This window comes from Bradyrhizobium sp. JR3.5 (genome assembly GCF_054057015.1).
Map to the genome: position 1 here is coordinate 2,326,309 of NZ_JBSRYV010000002.1, position 15,353 is coordinate 2,341,661.

The window sequence follows — 15,353 nt, forward strand, 5'->3', positions numbered from 1 at the left end:
GCTTTCTCCGCCCCGTCATCGCGTGCTAGATCAGCATCGACTGGCGCAAGGGCGCTGCCGACACTGAACGAACCAAGGGCCAAACCGTGTCCAACAACAACGAAGCGTTAGCCATCAAATTCCGCTGCCCAGCGGAACTCGAGGGTAAGATTCCAGCGCCGGTGCCCGCGTCATTGGGCCTTCCCGGATGGCTCAAGGCGATGCCGACGCAGGCCTTCAATGCGATGAGCAATCGCGAGGAGGATACCGTCAAGCGCTGCCCGCCATTCGTTGATGCGATGACATCGGGTTTCCTGATGCCGCTGGTCTGCGACCTCAAGATCGAGAATGGCGAGATCACATGGGACAACGACCTGCCGTCCGGAGGCGTGCTCGAATTCCCGCGCTCGCCGGTCGGATTCCACGACGAAAGCCAGGTGATCGGCTCGCCGCTGTTCGAACAGGACCGCTTCCTCATCAAGTTCGTCAATCTGTGGACCATCGAGGCGCCGGCGGGCTACTCGCTGTTCTTCACGCATCCGGCCAATCGGTTCGACCTGCCGTTCACCACACTGACCGGCATGGTCGATTGCGATCAGTTTCACGACAGCTGGATTCATTTCCCGGCGCGCTGGCACGACACCAATTTCAGCGGCACCTTGCCCAAGGGCACGCCGGTTGCGCAATGCTTCCCGGTGAAGCGCGAAAACTGGGTCGCCCAGACCGCGGCGATGACACCGGATGAAACGTCGCGCGCACAGGAACTGTCCAACAGGATGGCCCGCGAGCCTGGACTCTATCGCCGCCAGTTTCGCACGTAGATCGGGCGCAAGAGACGGCGTTCGGCGCGGCTTCCTCCATTCGTGGTCCCTGCGCAAGCAGGGACCCATACGCCGCAGCGGATGTGGTGAAGGGGCTCGTCGTTCCGGCAGTGCTTAACAATGACCATTCGTGGTTATGGGTCCCTGCTTGCGCAGGGACGACACTCGCACGGCCGGGACAATCCGTGTTCTCGCGACATGATTTGCCCGAGCTTTGCCTAGCTTAGAAATTTCGCAACCGCGCTCGGACGGAAGAAGAAGCGGCCGTGCGATGCCATGGCCAGCGCGGACGTCGTGCGGCCTATCATTTGCGGCCGGCCGCGCAACGCCAGACGCAGATTGGCTTCGCCGGCGGCGCGGTCGCCCATCTCCAGAAGACAGGCGGAGAAGCTGGTCCGCGTCAGGGGATCGTCGGGGCGCTGCGCCAGCACCTGACGGTAGAGATCCGCCGCAGCCGCGTATTCACCATCGAGTAGCAGCACGCGCGCGAGCGCGGCCAGGATATCGGGATGCCCCGGCGCCACGGTGCGCAGCTTCTCCAGAATCTCCCGCGCGCGGCCGCGCTCATTGCGATGGGGCAGGATCTGCGCGAGCAGGAGCTGCAATTCGAGGCTCGCGGGCGCGAGAGCAAGCGCGCTATCGATGACGGCAACCGCCTCGTCAAAGCGGCCGGCCGCGGCCAATTGCCCTGCCAACTCCTGAAATGCGGGAAGGAACGGCGGCCGCCGCGCGGTGGTTCGCCGCAACAGATCGATCGCCTCGCTGCGGCGACCGGCGCCGCCGAGCGCCGCGCTGAGCAGGGTTTCGAGGCCGGGATCCTCGACGCGGCGCGTGGCGCGCTCGAGCGGCGCGATCGCCTCCTCGTTGCGCCTCTGGGCCATCAGCGCCCGTGCCAGGATCGAGGCCGCGCCGACATCGGTCCGGTTTGCCTTCAACACCTCCGCCGCCAGCCGCTCGGCTTCGACGACTTGCCCCATCTGCAACGCGACCATGGCGCGTTGCAGAGCCGGGGGTGGGCTGGGCCCGCGATGGGAAGGAGGCGGAGGTTTCGGCATGCGGCCCGTCATGAGATGGTTTTCCCAGCCGTTATCACTGCCGCCGACAGAGCTCCAGCGAAAGTCGCTGCCGGGCACCAAGATACCGCCCGGTTCCGGCAACGCCCCCACGGGCCGATGTGATGCGTCCCGGCGGCTATCGGGCGACAGGCGCCGAACTACGCTCTCCCACCCGATTTTTCGACTGCTTAACCTATTCGGCCTAGCCTGAACTGCCGAAACAGGGCCCGGCTTGATGTTCGCAACTACCCTCGAAGCTATTCGGTCGACCACGTCGAAACGGACCGCCTACATCCGTGGAATCCTCGCGCTCCTGGTCATCGCCATCGTCTTCAAGGCGGTGTGGCTCGCTCAAGTCGGGCTCGGGCATGGCCGCGAGCTCGTCGATTTTGCCGCCTTCTACATCACCGCAAAGCTGGTGTGGCTGGGCACCGTGGATCAGGCCTACCAGTTCGCGAAGCTCATCGTCATCCAGAGGGAGGCATCGGGCGGGCACGATGGTTTCATGTCGTGGACCTATCCGCCGCAGTTCAGCCTGCTGCTGGCGCCGTTCGCGCTGATCCCGGTCGGGATTGCCTATTCGCTGTTCGCCGCCTCGACGCTGACGCTTTACCTTGCCGTGCTGCGCCGTCTCGCAGGCGAGAACTTTGTGCTCGTGCTCATCGTCTTCTTTCCGACCATCGGGATCACACTGGCCTGCGGGCAGAACGGCCTGCTGACGGCCGCGCTGATCGGAATGGTCTGCCTGTTCTTTGAAGAGCGGCCGATCCTCGCCGGGGCTTCCCTCGGCCTGATGATCATCAAGCCGCATCTCGCCATCGCGTTCGCGGTCTACGCCATCCTGCGGCGTTCCTGGATCGTCGTGATGACGGCCGCCGCCGTCGTGCTGGTCAGCTCAGCGATCTGTACGGCGGCTTTCGGCGTGGAGATCTGGCGCGCGTTCCTGCAGAGCGTGCGCGAGTCGTCGGTGTTCCTGGAGCAAGGAAATTACCCGATGCATCGCATGATCTCGATCTATGCCGCGTCGCGAACGGCAGGGACGTCCGCGTCGGCAGCATTCGTCGCCCAGGGCGCCGTCGCGGTCCTGGCGCTTGCCGTCGTTCTCATCGCCGCCTTCCGGGCGATACCGGCGCGCGAACGCCTCGGCCTCGTCGTGATCGTGTCGGTCTGCATCAGCCCCTACGCCTACGACTACGACTTTCTGATCTTCAGCGTCGGCCTGGCGCTGCTGTTGCCGGCGCTTCTGGCGAGCGCGCGCGAGTGGGAACGAGGCATCATTTACGCCTTGCCGATCCCGATCGGGGCGTTTGGCTACCTGCAAGCGACCCAGATGGCGTCCTCCCACAACGGCGAACAGGCGCTCGGCACGCTCTCGATCGGCGGCTTCGCAATCGTTCCGCTGATCGCGCTCATTGTCGGAATTGTGCTGCTACGCAGCTCAAGAGCGGAAGCAATCAACGAGGCCAGCGTCAGATGCGCATCCGCTTGAAGATCGTCTCCGGCAGCGCGCAGATGATCGCCATCACGAGCCAAAATCGCCTGGCCACATAGATCACGTCCCGCGGCCTCGTCACGTTGGCGCGGTAAATATCCTCCGCGACCCGATCCGGCTGCACGGTCAGGGGCGCCGGCAGCTTCATATGCGCCGTCATCTTCGTGCGCACGAATCCGGGCTTGACGGTGACGACGCGGACCGTGCCCGCGAGCGCCAGGCGATTGCGCAGGCCGGACAGAAATTGCGTGAAGCCGGCCTTGGCCGCGCCGTAGTAGTAGTTCGACGCCCGCCCGCGATCGCCCGCGACCGAGCTGACCCCGACGATGGTTCCCGAGCCGCGCGCCTCGAAGGCTTGCGCGAACTGTTCGAGCAACAGGCTCGGTGCCTCGAAATTGGTACGCATGATCGTCGTCGCAAGCTCGGGATCGGTTTGGGCACGCAGCTGATCGCCGAGTTCTCCGACAACGCACACGACGGTGTCCGGAAGCACGGAAAGCCCGGCAACGAAGCCGGCAAGCTGCCCGGTCTGCAGCACGTCGAGCGACTGAACCGTCGTGTCGACGCCGCTTCGCGTCCCGATATCGTCGGCGTTGCGCTGCGCGGCTGCGAGATCGCGGGCGGCGAGCGTCACGCGCCACCCCTCCTTTGCATAACGCAGCGCCGTCGCGTGCCCGATGTCCGAGCTGCCGCCAATCACCAGAATTGATTTTGTGCCGGTCATCAAATTCCAAGCCGTGCTGAAAGATGCGACGCGAGGCGCGTGTTCGCCCCAGTCTGCTGGCGGATGTCCCCGCAGGGCCGCAAGGCCGGGATATCCGGATTCGAATGTCGCGCGCGATTGCCGCGCGTCCTTGGCGAGGTAGAGCCGACCGCCGGCATCGACCACCAGCGCGTCGAGCTGATCAAGAAACGCGAACAGCGTGTCGCTGATGGGAAAGTCCATCGTCAGGGTGTAGCCGCGAAGCGGAAACGACATCGGCCCGCCGCCATCGCCGAGCTGCTTGAGCACCGCAAGAAACGACGCATCGCCGCGCCGGGACACCCGATCCAGGATGTCGGCAAGCACGCGGCGGGCGCGCTCGAGCGGGATCACGCATTGATACTGCACGAAACCGCGCCGGCCGTAGATCCTGTTCCAGTCGGAGATCGCATCGAGCGGAAAGAAATGGGGATCCCAGTGGACGAGCCGCTGCTTGCCCTGATGTGCAGCGCCGCGGCGGAAATACAGCTCGTTGAATACACGCATCGACGTGCCATTGAGCAGCCATCCAGGAAACAACTCCGGCACCGACAGAAGCCGGGTGCGAGGGCTGGGGAACGGCGCGAGGTCGGGCCCCAACCTATCGATGTCGCGGCGGGTGGCGTGCTCGGCCGAATAGACCAGCGACCGTCCGAGCGCCGCGCCGCGCGCAAGGCAGTCGATCCAGGCCACCGAATAGGTGGAGGACGCGTTGCCTTCCAACTGATCGATCGCTGCGTCGAGATTGCCGGCGACGCGGGTGTCTTGCCGCAGCCAGGCCGTCTCGATCGGGAGCAGCCGCAGTGTCGCCTCGAGGATCATGCCGGTCAGGCCCATGCCGCCCAGCGTCGCCGCGAACAGCGCGGCGTTTTCCGACCTTGAGCAGGAAACGATCTCACCGCCGGGCAGCGCAAGGCGGAATGAATCGACGATGTTGCCGAAGCCGCCGTCGCGATGGTGGTTCTTGCCATGAACGTCGGCTGCGATCGCACCTCCGACCGTCACGAATTTCGTGCCGGGCACGACTCTCAGGAAGAAGCCCCGCGGCTCGAACGCGGCAAGGATGTCGGCGATCGTCACGCCGGCTTCGACCGTCAACTGGGCGGTCGCGGTATCGAAGCTCCGCATCCGGCTCAGGCCGCGCGATGAAATCGTGGCTTGCGTGCCGATCGCCGCATCGCCATAGGCGCGGCCCGCTCCGCGCGCGACGACGCCGGAGCGTCCGAGCAGAGCATCCCGCGCGGCCGCGGGCGTCGGTGGCTCCAGCAGTTTGGTCGATGCCTTCGGATAGTTGCCCCAGCCGGAGAGACGAATCTCGCCCGGATCGGAGATCACGCTTGCACGTCCTGGCAATGCTACGGTCGGCATCGCTAGATGGCGGCGAGCATGATGACGCCGATCGCGCCAAGCGCGGCCCAGCTGGCGCGATCGCGCAGCGCGAACATCACGGGATCATCATCGATCAATCCGCGCTGCGCGAACAGCATCACGCGGCCGATCCAGTACATCAAGATCGGACAGCAGACCCAGAGCAGCTGCGGATGGCTGTAGAGCGCGCGAACCGTATCGGACGAGATGTAGAGCGTGAAGATCACGACGGCGTTGAAGCCCGACGCCGCGGCGAGGATCGCGACCATCGACTTGTCTTCGATCCGGTAGCCGCGCGCCGCCAGCACCGCGGCGTCCGGCTGGCTGGCGAGCTCGATATGGCGCTTCACCAGCGCCAGCGACATGAAGATGAACAGCGAGAACGCGAGCAGCCATTCCGACATCGGCACGCTGATCGCGACCGCGCCGCCGATCACCCGGACGGTGTAAAGCGTCGCCAGCACGACGACGTCGACGATCGCGATGCGCTTGAGCCGTAATGAATAGGATGTGGTCAGCACGAAATAGCCGAGCAGGACGCCGCTGAATTCGACCGATATGCACAGTGCGATCGCGAACGCGGCGGCCAGCGCGAGGGCCATCGCACCGGCAGCTTGCGGCGCCGGGATGGCGCCGCTTGCGATCGGACGGTTGCGCTTGGCCGGATGCGCGCGGTCGGCGTTGATATCGAGAATGTCGTTCAGGATGTAGGCACCCGACGCACAGAGCGAGAATGCGATCACCGCAAGCAGCGACGTCGCCGCTGACGCCGGTTCAAATTTATGCGCGGTCAGCAGCGGCACCAGCACGAGCGCATTCTTCGCATATTGATGCACCCGAAGCAGCTTCAGCCAGCTGCGCACACCGGCCGGGGCGGATCGACCGTGGCGCGCCACGCGCGACGAAAAGCCGGGCAGCGCGACTGCTTCGCCGCCGATGTAGTCGAAGCCCTGCCGGAGCACGGGCGGCAGGTCGTCGCTCCGCGAAGCCGGCGAACGGCCGTCCGGTGTAGCGGCCCAGGCCGTGAAGACGCCGAGATGCTGGGCAACCGCGCTGACGAACGGCTCGGGATGGATTTCCGAACAGAGATAGACGGGGCGGCCTTCGCCCAGCACCTGCAAAAGGAAGGTCACGACGTCGTGGTCGAACCGCGCGCGGGATGGATCGAAGCCCGATGCATCAGCAATACGTGCTGCGAGTCCCAAGGCGGTGGCAATCGCCGTGGTGACGGCGCGAAAGCGGCTTGTGATCCCGGAAGCGATATCCGCCGGGAAGGAGCTTCCCGGAACCATCACCCCGTCGACATCGACAACGAGCGGCCGGCCCTTCGAACGCAGCGGATCGCGAACGGCGTCGTTGCCGCCCTCTCCAACCCGTTCTGGAACGCTGGCTCGCATGCGCGCGGTCTTCCGGTGGCCCCCTCCCCATTGTCCCGGGCTTTCCCTAATTTGGGGTGAACTGAGGCGGCTGACGCCCGGCAGACCGTGCGCGAGCCCGTTGCGCAAACACCGTTGGGGCTTCGATGAGAGGTGAAGGGTGCGCCCATGGCGCGCATTGGGCGCAGCCAGGCGGAAAATGGCGATCCCGGGAAGACTCGAACTTCCGACCTACGGTTTAGGAAACCGTCGCTCTATCCGGCTGAGCTACGGGACCGCACCGCCCGCTAGCCGAAGCATGCGGTGCGTCGCCATCCCATAGCAGAGGTGCCGAATGATCGCCAGCCCGCGTCCCATCGGGCGCGTGCGAAGTTACGTTGAGTTCGGCGTAGCGCTTTTACGCCACTTGCCGGGCCGGGTTCGCAGCAGCATTCGGCGCGCTGGCCCGGCGCGCCGGCAGAAACTCGATCGCCTCATCCTTCAGCGAGCCGAAACGCAGCGTCATGATATCGAGCGCATAGTTCTGGTAGAGCCGCCACGGCCGGCGCGAGCCCTGTTTGGGGAACCTGGCGGCGGCGCGCTGGATATAGCCCGAGGAGAAATCCACCCAGGGCAGCTCGGTCACGGTCGGATCGTTCCGCCGCGGCGTCACTTGCGCGTAGCCGTTCGCCTTCATGTGGTTGAGGATGCGGCAGACATATTCGCAGGTCAGGTCGCATTTCAGCGTCCAGGACGCGTTGGTGTAACCGAACGCCGCGGCAAGGTTCGGCACGCCCGAATACATCAGCCCCTTGTAGTTCATGGTCTTCGACAGATCGATCGGCGCGCCGTCGACCTTGATCTCGAGCCCGCCGAGCACCTGCAGATCGAGGCCGGTCGCGGTCACCACGACATCGGCCTCGAGCACATTGCCGCTCTTGAGCTTGATGCCGCCGGGCGTGAAGGTCTCGATCTGGTCGGTCACGACAGACGATCCGCCGCTGCGCAGCGACTGAAAGAGATCGCCGTTCGGCACCAGGCAAAGCCGCTGGTCCCACGGATTGTAGCTCGGCGTGAAATGGGTGGCGACGTCGTAATCGGGGCCGAGCGCATGGCGCACGCCGCCGAGGATCAGCTTCTTCACGCGCTCCGGATCGCGCTTGCAGAGCCGGTAGAAATACATGCCGAACAGCACGTTCTTCCAGCGCGTGAGGCCGTAAGCGAGTTTTGCCGGCAGCCGCGCCCGCAGCCAGTTGGCGACCTTGTCCTCATCCGGCCGCGCCACGACATAGGTCGGCGAACGCTGCAGCATCGTGACATGCGCGGCGGTCTTGGCCATTTCCGGCACCAGCGTCACCGCGGTCGCGCCGCTGCCGATCACCACCACCTTCTTGCCGGCATAGTCGATGTCATCGGTCCACTTCTGCGGATGGACGACGCGGCCGGCGAAATCGGCGATGCCGGGGAAGTCAGGCGTGTAGCCGTGCTCATATTTGTAGTAGCCGCTGCACATGAACAGGAAGGTGCAGGTGAGACGCTCGATCGTCTTCTCCGGCCCGCGCTCGACTTCGACCGTCCATTGCGAGTCGGCCGATGACCAGTCGGCGCGCACGACGCGGTGGTTGAAGCGGATGTTCTTGTCGATGCCGTACATGCGCGCGGTCTCGCGCACATAATTGAGGATCGACGGGCCGTCGGCGATCGCCTTCGGCTCGGTCCAGGGCCGGAACGAATAGCCGAGCGTGTACATGTCGGAGTCGGAGCGGATGCCGGGATAGCGAAACAGGTCCCAGGTCCCGCCGATGCAATCGCGGCCTTCGAGAATGGCGTAGCTGCGATCCGGACAGTTGGTCTGCAGATGATAGCCGGCACCGATGCCCGACAGCCCGGCACCCACGATCAACACGTCGAAATGAGCAGACATGCCCTGACCCTCCCGCGGCACAATTGACAATCCGTATTGTCAGATAACTTGACATCTGACAATGGCGCGTGTCAATACACTTTTCATGGCAAGCAGCCGGAAAGCCCGCCTCTATGGCGGTATGGACGCCGAGGAACGCCGCGCCGAGCGGCGGCTGAAGCTGATCGATGCGGCGATCGAGGTCTATGGCGAGGTCGGCTATCGCGGCGCCACCGTGAAGGCGATCTGCGAGGCGGCCGAGCTCACCGAACGCTATTTCTACGAATCCTTTTCCAACAGCGAAGCCCTGCTGATCGCCGCCTACAACCATGTCGTCGGCCACCTCCACGAGGAAATGACGGCCGCCGCGGCGGCCGCCGGCGGCGATGCCGAGATGAGGCTGCGCGCCGCGCTGACGCTGTATTTCACCCGTTTGAAGGAGCACCCGAAGCCCGCGCGGGTCTTCCTGCTGGAGATTTCCGGCATCAGTCCGGCGGTCGATGCCGTCAAGCTCGACGCCCTGCGCGTCTTCAGCGATATCCTGGTGCCGCCGACGCTTGATCCCAGACACGGCGACAAGGCCGCCGCTGCCACGCTGCTCTCGATCGGCATGGTCGGTGCGGTCATCTCGATCGCCCTGCGCTGGGTCTCGAAGCAATATCCGCAAGCCGTCGAGGACGTCGTCGCGATCGCCGCCAGCTTCTGCCGCGTGGCGCTGGCCGAGGCCGATCGCCGCCGGGATCTGCATTTGCTGTAGCGGCGGGCTCGCGCCGCTCGCCGATTTTCGATCATGTTTCGTCGGGGTTTGCGGGCCCGGCCCTCGGGCGCGCCGCTGATTTAACTTGCATATTTGGCGGTGCGGGCCTTCTTATGCACGGTAGCGGGCGAAACAGGTCCGACCTGTTTCGTCCTGTGAAACAACAAAAATCTGCATCAGGCGGAGCTGAGCCTTTGGTCGACGTGCACAGGCTGGACGACGTGACCGCGCGCCTTGGCGACGTGGTTCTCGATCCCGCGACCTGGCCGTCCTTCATGGACGAGGTCTGCGGGGCCGTCGGCGCGACCGGGGCGGCGATGCTTCAGAGCGATATCCGCACCGAAGACATTCCGCGCACGCAATCGATCACCGACTATTTCACCAAGACCTACTTCCCGCAGAATCTTCATCTCACCGACATTCGCGCAGCGCGCGGCGTGCCGCTGATGCTCGCCGGCACCAACGTCATCACCGACGCCGACCTGTTCGGCGGCGAAACCGAGATGCTGCGCGACCCCCTCTACACGTCGCTCGGCGAGTTCGGACTGAAATGGTTTGCCGCTATCGGCTTCCGCTCCGGCCCTGCGTTGTGGGGATTGACGATCCAGCGCTCGCCGAAGGAAGGCATGTTCGACGCCGACGAGGTCAAGGCACTCTCGCGCGTGTCGGCGCGGCTCACCGAAGCCGCGACGCTCTCTGCCGTCGTCGGCCGCTCCGCAATTTCGGGCATCACCAGCGCGCTCGACCTGATTCAGGTCGCGGCGATTGCCGTCGGCCGCTTCGGCGCCGTCATCGGCATGAACGGCCAGGCGGAAGCCTGCCTCGGCCATGAACTTGCGATCCGGAACAACCGCCTCACCTTGCTCGACCGGCAGGCCAATGCCGATCTGACCAGGCTGATCGATCTGCTGGCCCACAGTTCGGACCTGCACCCGCTCCCGACATCGCCGATCGTGGTGCGCAGGATCGACAAGCGGCCAATCGTGATCCAGATGCAGCCGGTGCCTCCCGCCGCACGCTCACCGTTCCTGGGCGCGCGCGCGATCCTGTTGATCCGCGATCTCGAGGGCAACGCCGCATTCGATCAGGCGCTGCTGGCGGCGGCATTCGAGCTGACGCCGGCCCAGGCGCGCCTCGCCACGCGACTTGCGCGCGGCGATTCGATCGAGGCGGCCGCACGGGAGGCCGGCATTGCCCTTGCCACCGCGCGCAATCAGCTCAAGACGATTTTCCAGAAGACCGGCACACATCGGCAGGCGGAACTCGTCGCATTGCTGCATAGAGTGAAATGAACTATTCGAGGCGAATTGTTCCAATTACCGCCGCGCCGTTACGCTAAGAATTCTTGATACATTGCAATTGCGTACAGCGATTACTCGATCAGGCCAAATGGCTGATCTGCGACTTAAATGGTCAGGGAAATCGTCCGGTTCCAGGTGACAAGCGTCACTAAAATGGCGACAATCTGCTCACTCTGTGTCGTTCGGATTTGGTTGCAATGTCCGTGATGCCGTCACGATCATCGACGTTGGCTGTTGCCGCTTTTGTCGCCGCGTTGGCGCTGGCGCCGTTGAGCGCGCACGCGCAATGGTGGCGCGGCGCGCCGAAGGATTTTGAGGATTGCGCCGACGTCGCCGAGAAGGCGAAGTCCAGGGAAGACAAGACCGCGCAACTCGCCGACTGCAATGCCAAGTTTGCCGGACGCCGCAAGCCCGGCGGCGGCTACACCTACTACGACTTCATGCAGGATCGCAGCTTCGACATCGCCGGCCCCAATCCGACGCCGGACGAGCAGAGGAAGATCGACCAGGAATATACCGGCTATCTCGAGAAGGAGCGCCGCTCGAGCATCGTCGCGGCGTTCAATGCCAAGCAGCTCGAGCGGCAGGACAAGCAGCAGGTGCGGCCGCCGCAGCTTCAGCAGGCGTCACTGCAGAGCGAGCCAGTGCACAGCGAGCCGGCGAAAGTCCCGGCCCCGGTCGCACGGCCGGTCAAGCCGCGGGTTGCTGCTACCCCTCTTCCCAAGGTACGGCCGCAGGCAGCGAGTTGCGTGAAGGGCACGTTCTCCTGCGAATGGCCGCGGCTTTCCGAAGGATTGGACGGCCTGAAGAAACTGTTCACGCCGGCATCGCCGCCGCCGACCAAGGTTGCGAAGCGAACCGACGTCAGTCGGTAATCACCATCGCCCAGAACCTGCGGTACGGCGACTTCGGATTGTCGACGAAGGCAACACCCACGCGCTTCGCGCCTGGCATCAAGAGATTCTCGCGATGTCCCGCCGAGTTCTCCCACTGCTTCAGCATCTCGGCGAAGGCGATGAAGCCGGCGCCGATATTTTCTGCGGCGCGCTGCTTCTTCAGCGGCGCGATGCGGGTGAAGAAGCTGCCGCCCGCGGAGTGGCTGACCGATCCGGTTGCCGACATCGCCTGCGCCTGCTTCAGCGCCATCGCATTCAGCTTCGCGTCGAGCTTCACCGCGGGCATATGATTGGCGTGCCGGTAGGCACTGATCGAACCGGCATAGTCGGCGGCGTCGGCGGCCGTCGTGATGCCGAGCACGAAGGTGAGCGCGAGGAACGGCAGCTTCATTTGAGGTCTTCTCTGCAATGGCTCAGTGCGCGCGACTGCGCTTGTGGTGGCGATGCGTGACCGGCTTGCGCGCAGGCCACCCAGCCGATCGGCTCGATGCCGCAGCCGCTGCGCGCTGCTCCTGCAAACGCGCATCATAGCCCGGCGAAGGCGTCACGGTCGGCGGCGCCGCGCGCACCGGGCCGGTGCCAAGCGCAACAAGCGTGAGCAGCATGATGCAGCATCGTTTCATGATGTCACCTCCTCGGTTATCCGAATGCTATGCCAGACGATCGTCGGCGCTCACGGTCAGCGGCCATTGCGAATCTGCTCCGGTGTCAGCCCCGGCGAGCCCTTGCCGTCGGCCTCCGCCTTGCGGATCAGCGCGATGACGCGGCGCGACAACGGAGCCTCCAGGCCGCGGCGATCCGCGATCGCGGTAATCACGCCCTGCAGATAGTCGATCTCAGTACGCCGGCCACGCTGCAGATCCTCCCACATCGAGGAGCGCGCTTCGAGATCGATCTTCATGGTACGGCCGAGCAGCATGTCGAACAGCGCGTCCGGCAGCCGCAACAATGCGGGCATCCAGCTCGAAGGCAGCGGCGTCGGCGACACCGGCACAATCCCTTCGGCGCGAATCGCGGCCAAACCCTCGGCCATCTGGTCGGCGAACAGTCGTCGCCAGCCGCGCTGTGCGAGCTGCTGCCGCAGCGGAATGTTGGACAGCGCGTTGAGCGCGTTGTTGAGATTGACGATCAGCTTGCCCCACTGCACGCCGTCGATGTTGCCGGTGCCCTTCATCGCAAGACCCGGCACCGAGAGCCGCGCGGCGGTGCCGGCATCGTCCTGCGCGATCACGATGTCGCCCGAGGTCGAGCGATGGAAGCGGCCGTCGCCGAGCGCCACCACATTGAACGGCACCATCCCGCCGAGCACCTTGCGACCCGGCAGGCGGTCGCGCAGCAGCGGCACATTGCCGACGCCATTCTGCAGGCTGATCACCGCGGCATCGGCAGCTGCGTGGCGTGCGATCAGTTCGGCGATCTCGGCTGTATCGGCGCTCTTCACCGTCACCAGCACCGTCTGGACGTCGTGCAGGATCGACGGATCGTCGGACAGAATGAACCGGTCCGCGGATACCGCCCGCTCCGAGCCGTCGAAACTGCTGACCCGCAAGCCGTTGCCTGCGATCTCCTGGATCAACCGCGGCCGCGCCAGCAGCGCGACGCGGCGGCCGGACGCAGCCAGCATGCCGCCGACGAAGCACCCGATGCTTCCGGCGCCCGCGATGCCGATCGGCCGGTCCGCGTTCATCTGGCTAAACGTCCGTTCATCAGGGCTCGATAGCAGACCTGGGGTTGCCTGCCTATTTCCACGCGCCGCCGCCCGGGTGGCCCGCCTTGTAACCGTCATGGCCCGAAGCTATGTTTCCGGCTCGGGGCACGGTTGCGGCAGGAGACGATCATGGGTTTACTCGACGTACTCAACGGCATGCAGAACGGGCCCCGCGGTCCCAGCGCGCCGAGCACACCATCCGACAGCTCCAGCAGCGGCGGCAGCGGAATGTCGCCGATGACCATGGCCATCCTGGCGTTGCTCGCCTGGAAGGCGGTCAAGCATTTCTCCGGCGGCCAGCCGGGCGCGACCGCCCCTCAGCCGACGCCGGCGCAAGCGCCATCACTCCCCGGCAACGTCACCGCGAGCCTGCCCGGCGGAGCCGGTGGTGGCGGGCTCGGTGATCTGCTCAAGGGCGGCCTTGGCGGCCTGCTCGCCGGCGGCGCAGCCGGCACCGTGCTCAGCGGCGGCCTCGGCGATCTGCTCAGCCAATTGCAGCAGAAGGGCCATGGCGACGCGGCCAATTCCTGGGTCAGCAACGGCCCCAACAAGCAGATCGCGCCCGGCGATCTCGCCAACGCGCTCGGCGCCGACCAGATCGACTCGCTGGCGTCGCAGAGCGGCATGTCGCGCGACCAATTGCTGCAGGGCCTGAGCCAGTATCTGCCCGACGCGATCAATCATCTGACGCCGGACGGCCGGCTGCCGAGCGGCGACGAGCTGAACGGCCGGCTTTAGCGCCAGCGTTGATTCCATCTGAGGAGGACGACAGTCATGGGCGGCATCATCTGGGTCATCATCGTCGGCTTTGTCGCGGGGATCATCGCGCGGCTCCTGTCGCCGGGACCGAATAATCCAAACGGCTTTATTCTCACCACCGTGCTCGGTATCGCCGGCGCGTTTCTCGCGACCTTCATCGGCCAGGCCATCGGCCATTACGGTCCTGAACAGGGCGCCGGCTTCATCACCGCCACGATCGGCGCGCTGGTGGTGCTGTTCATCTGGAACCGGCTGGTCGCGGCGCGCGTGATCCCGGATATCGGAAACCGGTGACGGCGAAGCCGCACATTGGGTCAAAATCAAAATGCCCGGGCCAGGCCCGGGCATTTTCGTTTCAGCAACTACCCTGAAGGCGTGGATTGCGACGTCACTGAATGAGATGCATGCCGGCGTCCATGCGGACGAATTCGCCGGTCATGTTGCTCGACGCCGGGCTCGCCAGGAAGCAGACGAGATTGGCGATATCTTCGGCCGTTGATGCGACCTTCAGCGGCACGCGCGCGACCACGGCATCACGCACCTGCTTGGCGCCCGCCTCGCCGCGCCCCTTGGTGAACCAGGGCGTATCGATATAGCCGGGGCACACGGTGTTGACGCGAATCAACGGCGCCAGGGCGCGCGCCAGCGACTGCGTCATGGTGTTGAGCGCGCCCTTGCTCGCGGCATAGGCGACCGACGAACCGCCGCCGGAAATGCCCGCGACCGAGGAAACGTTCACCACCGCCGAGGGATGGCCGGAAGCCTTTGCGCCGGCCTCGAGCAGAGTGCGCGCAGCACGGACCATCTGGAACGGGCCGATGGTGTTGACGGCATAGATGCGCTGGAAGTCCTCCGCCGTCAGGCCGTCGAGATCGTGATGCGGCACATGCTTGGTGGTGCCGGCATTGTTGACCAGTACGTCGAGACGGCCCCAGCCCTGCGCAGCGGCTGCGATCTTCTTGCAGTCCTCATCGCGCGACACGTCGCCCTGCACCACCAGCACCTCGGCGCCTTGCTTGCGGCAGGCTTCCGCGGTCGCCTCGGCTTCCGCCTTGCTGTTGGAATAGTTGATGATGAGGCGCGCGCCCTCGGTGGCGAGGATTTGCGCGGTGGCGGCGCCGAGGCCCGATGCCGATCCCGTCACGATCGCGCACAAACCATCCTTGGACATCTGCATTTTCCTTGTTGTTGTGAGCCAGATGAACTCCGGCGGCGGC

Annotated in this window: 15 protein-coding genes, 1 tRNA gene and 1 pseudogene; 7 read left to right on the forward strand and 10 right to left on the reverse strand. The window is 65.2% G+C overall.

Features of this window, described 5'->3' with window-relative positions:
* Positions 1-86 precede the first annotated feature (86 nt).
* Positions 87-800, forward strand: a complete 714-nt coding sequence (locus tag ACVWW1_RS28030; RefSeq protein WP_456658151.1) for a hypothetical protein — start codon at positions 87-89, stop codon at positions 798-800.
* A gap of 218 nt (positions 801-1,018) precedes the next feature.
* Here the strand turns inward: ACVWW1_RS28030 and ACVWW1_RS28035 are convergent, their stop codons facing one another.
* On the reverse strand, positions 1,019-1,792 hold the full coding sequence (locus ACVWW1_RS28035) for a tetratricopeptide repeat protein (protein WP_456658152.1): 774 nt from the start codon (positions 1,790-1,792) through the stop codon (positions 1,019-1,021).
* Between the two features lie 298 nt (positions 1,793-2,090).
* Here ACVWW1_RS28035 and ACVWW1_RS28040 point away from each other — a divergent pair, with 298 nt between their 5' ends.
* The gene (locus ACVWW1_RS28040) at positions 2,091-3,344 is read left to right on the forward strand and encodes a glycosyltransferase family 87 protein (RefSeq protein ID WP_456658153.1); all 1,254 of its coding nucleotides are present in this window, start codon (positions 2,091-2,093) and stop codon (positions 3,342-3,344) included.
* On the opposite strand, the gene ACVWW1_RS28045 is transcribed toward ACVWW1_RS28040, so the two are convergent.
* From ACVWW1_RS28045 to ACVWW1_RS28065, 5 genes and pseudogenes are all read right to left on the reverse strand, one after another.
* On the reverse strand, positions 3,325-4,071 hold the full coding sequence (locus ACVWW1_RS28045; RefSeq protein ID WP_456660690.1) for an SDR family oxidoreductase: 747 nt from the start codon (positions 4,069-4,071) through the stop codon (positions 3,325-3,327). The two genes, ACVWW1_RS28040 and ACVWW1_RS28045, sit on opposite strands and share 20 nt — an antisense overlap.
* A 957-nt stretch (positions 4,072-5,028) precedes the next feature.
* Positions 5,029-5,457, reverse strand: a pseudogene (locus ACVWW1_RS28050) (FAD-binding protein); the annotation flags it as partial.
* Between the two features lie 2 nt (positions 5,458-5,459).
* A complete protein-coding gene (locus tag ACVWW1_RS28055) occupies positions 5,460-6,854 on the reverse strand; it encodes a UbiA family prenyltransferase (protein ID WP_456658154.1) in 1,395 nt (464 codons plus the stop codon).
* A 179-nt stretch (positions 6,855-7,033) separates the two neighbouring features.
* Positions 7,034-7,110, reverse strand: a tRNA-Arg gene (locus tag ACVWW1_RS28060).
* Positions 7,111-7,230: 120 nt separating this feature from the next.
* Positions 7,231-8,736 (reverse strand): flavin-containing monooxygenase, encoded by a 1,506-nt coding sequence (locus ACVWW1_RS28065; protein WP_456658155.1) that lies wholly within the window; start codon positions 8,734-8,736, stop codon positions 7,231-7,233.
* An 85-nt stretch (positions 8,737-8,821) separates the two neighbouring features.
* Between ACVWW1_RS28065 and ACVWW1_RS28070 the strand changes: the two genes are divergently transcribed.
* From ACVWW1_RS28070 to ACVWW1_RS28080, 3 genes are all read left to right on the forward strand, one after another.
* Positions 8,822-9,472 carry a TetR/AcrR family transcriptional regulator gene (locus tag ACVWW1_RS28070; RefSeq protein ID WP_456658156.1) on the forward strand — a complete coding sequence of 217 codons (651 nt, stop codon included), beginning with the start codon at positions 8,822-8,824 and terminating at the stop codon, positions 9,470-9,472.
* Between the two features lie 221 nt (positions 9,473-9,693).
* Positions 9,694-10,764 (forward strand): helix-turn-helix transcriptional regulator, encoded by a 1,071-nt coding sequence (locus tag ACVWW1_RS28075; RefSeq protein ID WP_456658157.1) that lies wholly within the window; start codon positions 9,694-9,696, stop codon positions 10,762-10,764.
* A 215-nt stretch (positions 10,765-10,979) separates the two neighbouring features.
* Positions 10,980-11,648 (forward strand): hypothetical protein, encoded by a 669-nt coding sequence (locus ACVWW1_RS28080; protein ID WP_456660691.1) that lies wholly within the window; start codon positions 10,980-10,982, stop codon positions 11,646-11,648.
* Here ACVWW1_RS28080 and ACVWW1_RS28085 read toward each other — a convergent pair.
* The 3 genes from ACVWW1_RS28085 to ACVWW1_RS28095 are packed head-to-tail and all read right to left on the reverse strand — an operon-like array spanning position 11,638 to position 13,356.
* A complete protein-coding gene (locus ACVWW1_RS28085) occupies positions 11,638-12,060 on the reverse strand; it encodes a CAP domain-containing protein (RefSeq protein WP_456658158.1) in 423 nt (140 codons plus the stop codon). The genes ACVWW1_RS28080 and ACVWW1_RS28085 overlap by 11 nt on opposite strands.
* A 22-nt stretch (positions 12,061-12,082) precedes the next feature.
* Positions 12,083-12,292: a hypothetical protein gene (locus tag ACVWW1_RS28090; RefSeq protein WP_456658159.1), complete on the reverse strand. Its 210-nt coding sequence runs from the start codon at positions 12,290-12,292 to the stop codon at positions 12,083-12,085.
* Between the two features lie 56 nt (positions 12,293-12,348).
* Positions 12,349-13,356, reverse strand: a complete 1,008-nt coding sequence (locus ACVWW1_RS28095) for a 2-dehydropantoate 2-reductase (RefSeq protein ID WP_456658160.1) — start codon at positions 13,354-13,356, stop codon at positions 12,349-12,351.
* A 150-nt stretch (positions 13,357-13,506) separates the two neighbouring features.
* Between ACVWW1_RS28095 and ACVWW1_RS28100 the strand changes: the two genes are divergently transcribed.
* Both ACVWW1_RS28100 and ACVWW1_RS28105 read left to right on the forward strand, forming a co-directional pair.
* Positions 13,507-14,115: a YidB family protein gene (locus ACVWW1_RS28100; RefSeq protein WP_176528584.1), complete on the forward strand. Its 609-nt coding sequence runs from the start codon at positions 13,507-13,509 to the stop codon at positions 14,113-14,115.
* A gap of 36 nt (positions 14,116-14,151) precedes the next feature.
* Positions 14,152-14,430: a GlsB/YeaQ/YmgE family stress response membrane protein gene (locus ACVWW1_RS28105; protein WP_176528583.1), complete on the forward strand. Its 279-nt coding sequence runs from the start codon at positions 14,152-14,154 to the stop codon at positions 14,428-14,430.
* Between the two features lie 94 nt (positions 14,431-14,524).
* On the opposite strand, the gene ACVWW1_RS28110 is transcribed toward ACVWW1_RS28105, so the two are convergent.
* On the reverse strand, positions 14,525-15,307 hold the full coding sequence (locus ACVWW1_RS28110) for an SDR family NAD(P)-dependent oxidoreductase (protein ID WP_456658161.1): 783 nt from the start codon (positions 15,305-15,307) through the stop codon (positions 14,525-14,527).
* Between the last annotated feature and the right edge of the window lie 46 nt (positions 15,308-15,353).

Coding starts and splice junctions, on each gene's coding strand:
- ACVWW1_RS28065 (WP_456658155.1), bottom strand. CDS start 8,736: ATGTCTGCTCATTTCGACGTGTTGATCGTGGGTGCCGGGCTGTCGGGC.
- ACVWW1_RS28035 (WP_456658152.1), bottom strand. CDS start 1,792: ATGGTCGCGTTGCAGATGGGGCAAGTCGTCGAAGCCGAGCGGCTGGCG.
- ACVWW1_RS28095 (WP_456658160.1), bottom strand. CDS start 13,356: ATGAACGCGGACCGGCCGATCGGCATCGCGGGCGCCGGAAGCATCGGG.
- ACVWW1_RS28105 (WP_176528583.1), top strand. CDS start 14,152: ATGGGCGGCATCATCTGGGTCATCATCGTCGGCTTTGTCGCGGGGATC.
- ACVWW1_RS28040 (WP_456658153.1), top strand. CDS start 2,091: ATGTTCGCAACTACCCTCGAAGCTATTCGGTCGACCACGTCGAAACGG.
- ACVWW1_RS28045 (WP_456660690.1), bottom strand. CDS start 4,071: ATGACCGGCACAAAATCAATTCTGGTGATTGGCGGCAGCTCGGACATC.
- ACVWW1_RS28110 (WP_456658161.1), bottom strand. CDS start 15,307: ATGTCCAAGGATGGTTTGTGCGCGATCGTGACGGGATCGGCATCGGGC.
- ACVWW1_RS28080 (WP_456660691.1), top strand. CDS start 10,980: ATGCCGTCACGATCATCGACGTTGGCTGTTGCCGCTTTTGTCGCCGCG.
- ACVWW1_RS28055 (WP_456658154.1), bottom strand. CDS start 6,854: ATGCGAGCCAGCGTTCCAGAACGGGTTGGAGAGGGCGGCAACGACGCC.
- ACVWW1_RS28090 (WP_456658159.1), bottom strand. CDS start 12,292: ATGAAACGATGCTGCATCATGCTGCTCACGCTTGTTGCGCTTGGCACC.
- ACVWW1_RS28100 (WP_176528584.1), top strand. CDS start 13,507: ATGGGTTTACTCGACGTACTCAACGGCATGCAGAACGGGCCCCGCGGT.
- ACVWW1_RS28085 (WP_456658158.1), bottom strand. CDS start 12,060: ATGAAGCTGCCGTTCCTCGCGCTCACCTTCGTGCTCGGCATCACGACG.
- ACVWW1_RS28070 (WP_456658156.1), top strand. CDS start 8,822: ATGGCAAGCAGCCGGAAAGCCCGCCTCTATGGCGGTATGGACGCCGAG.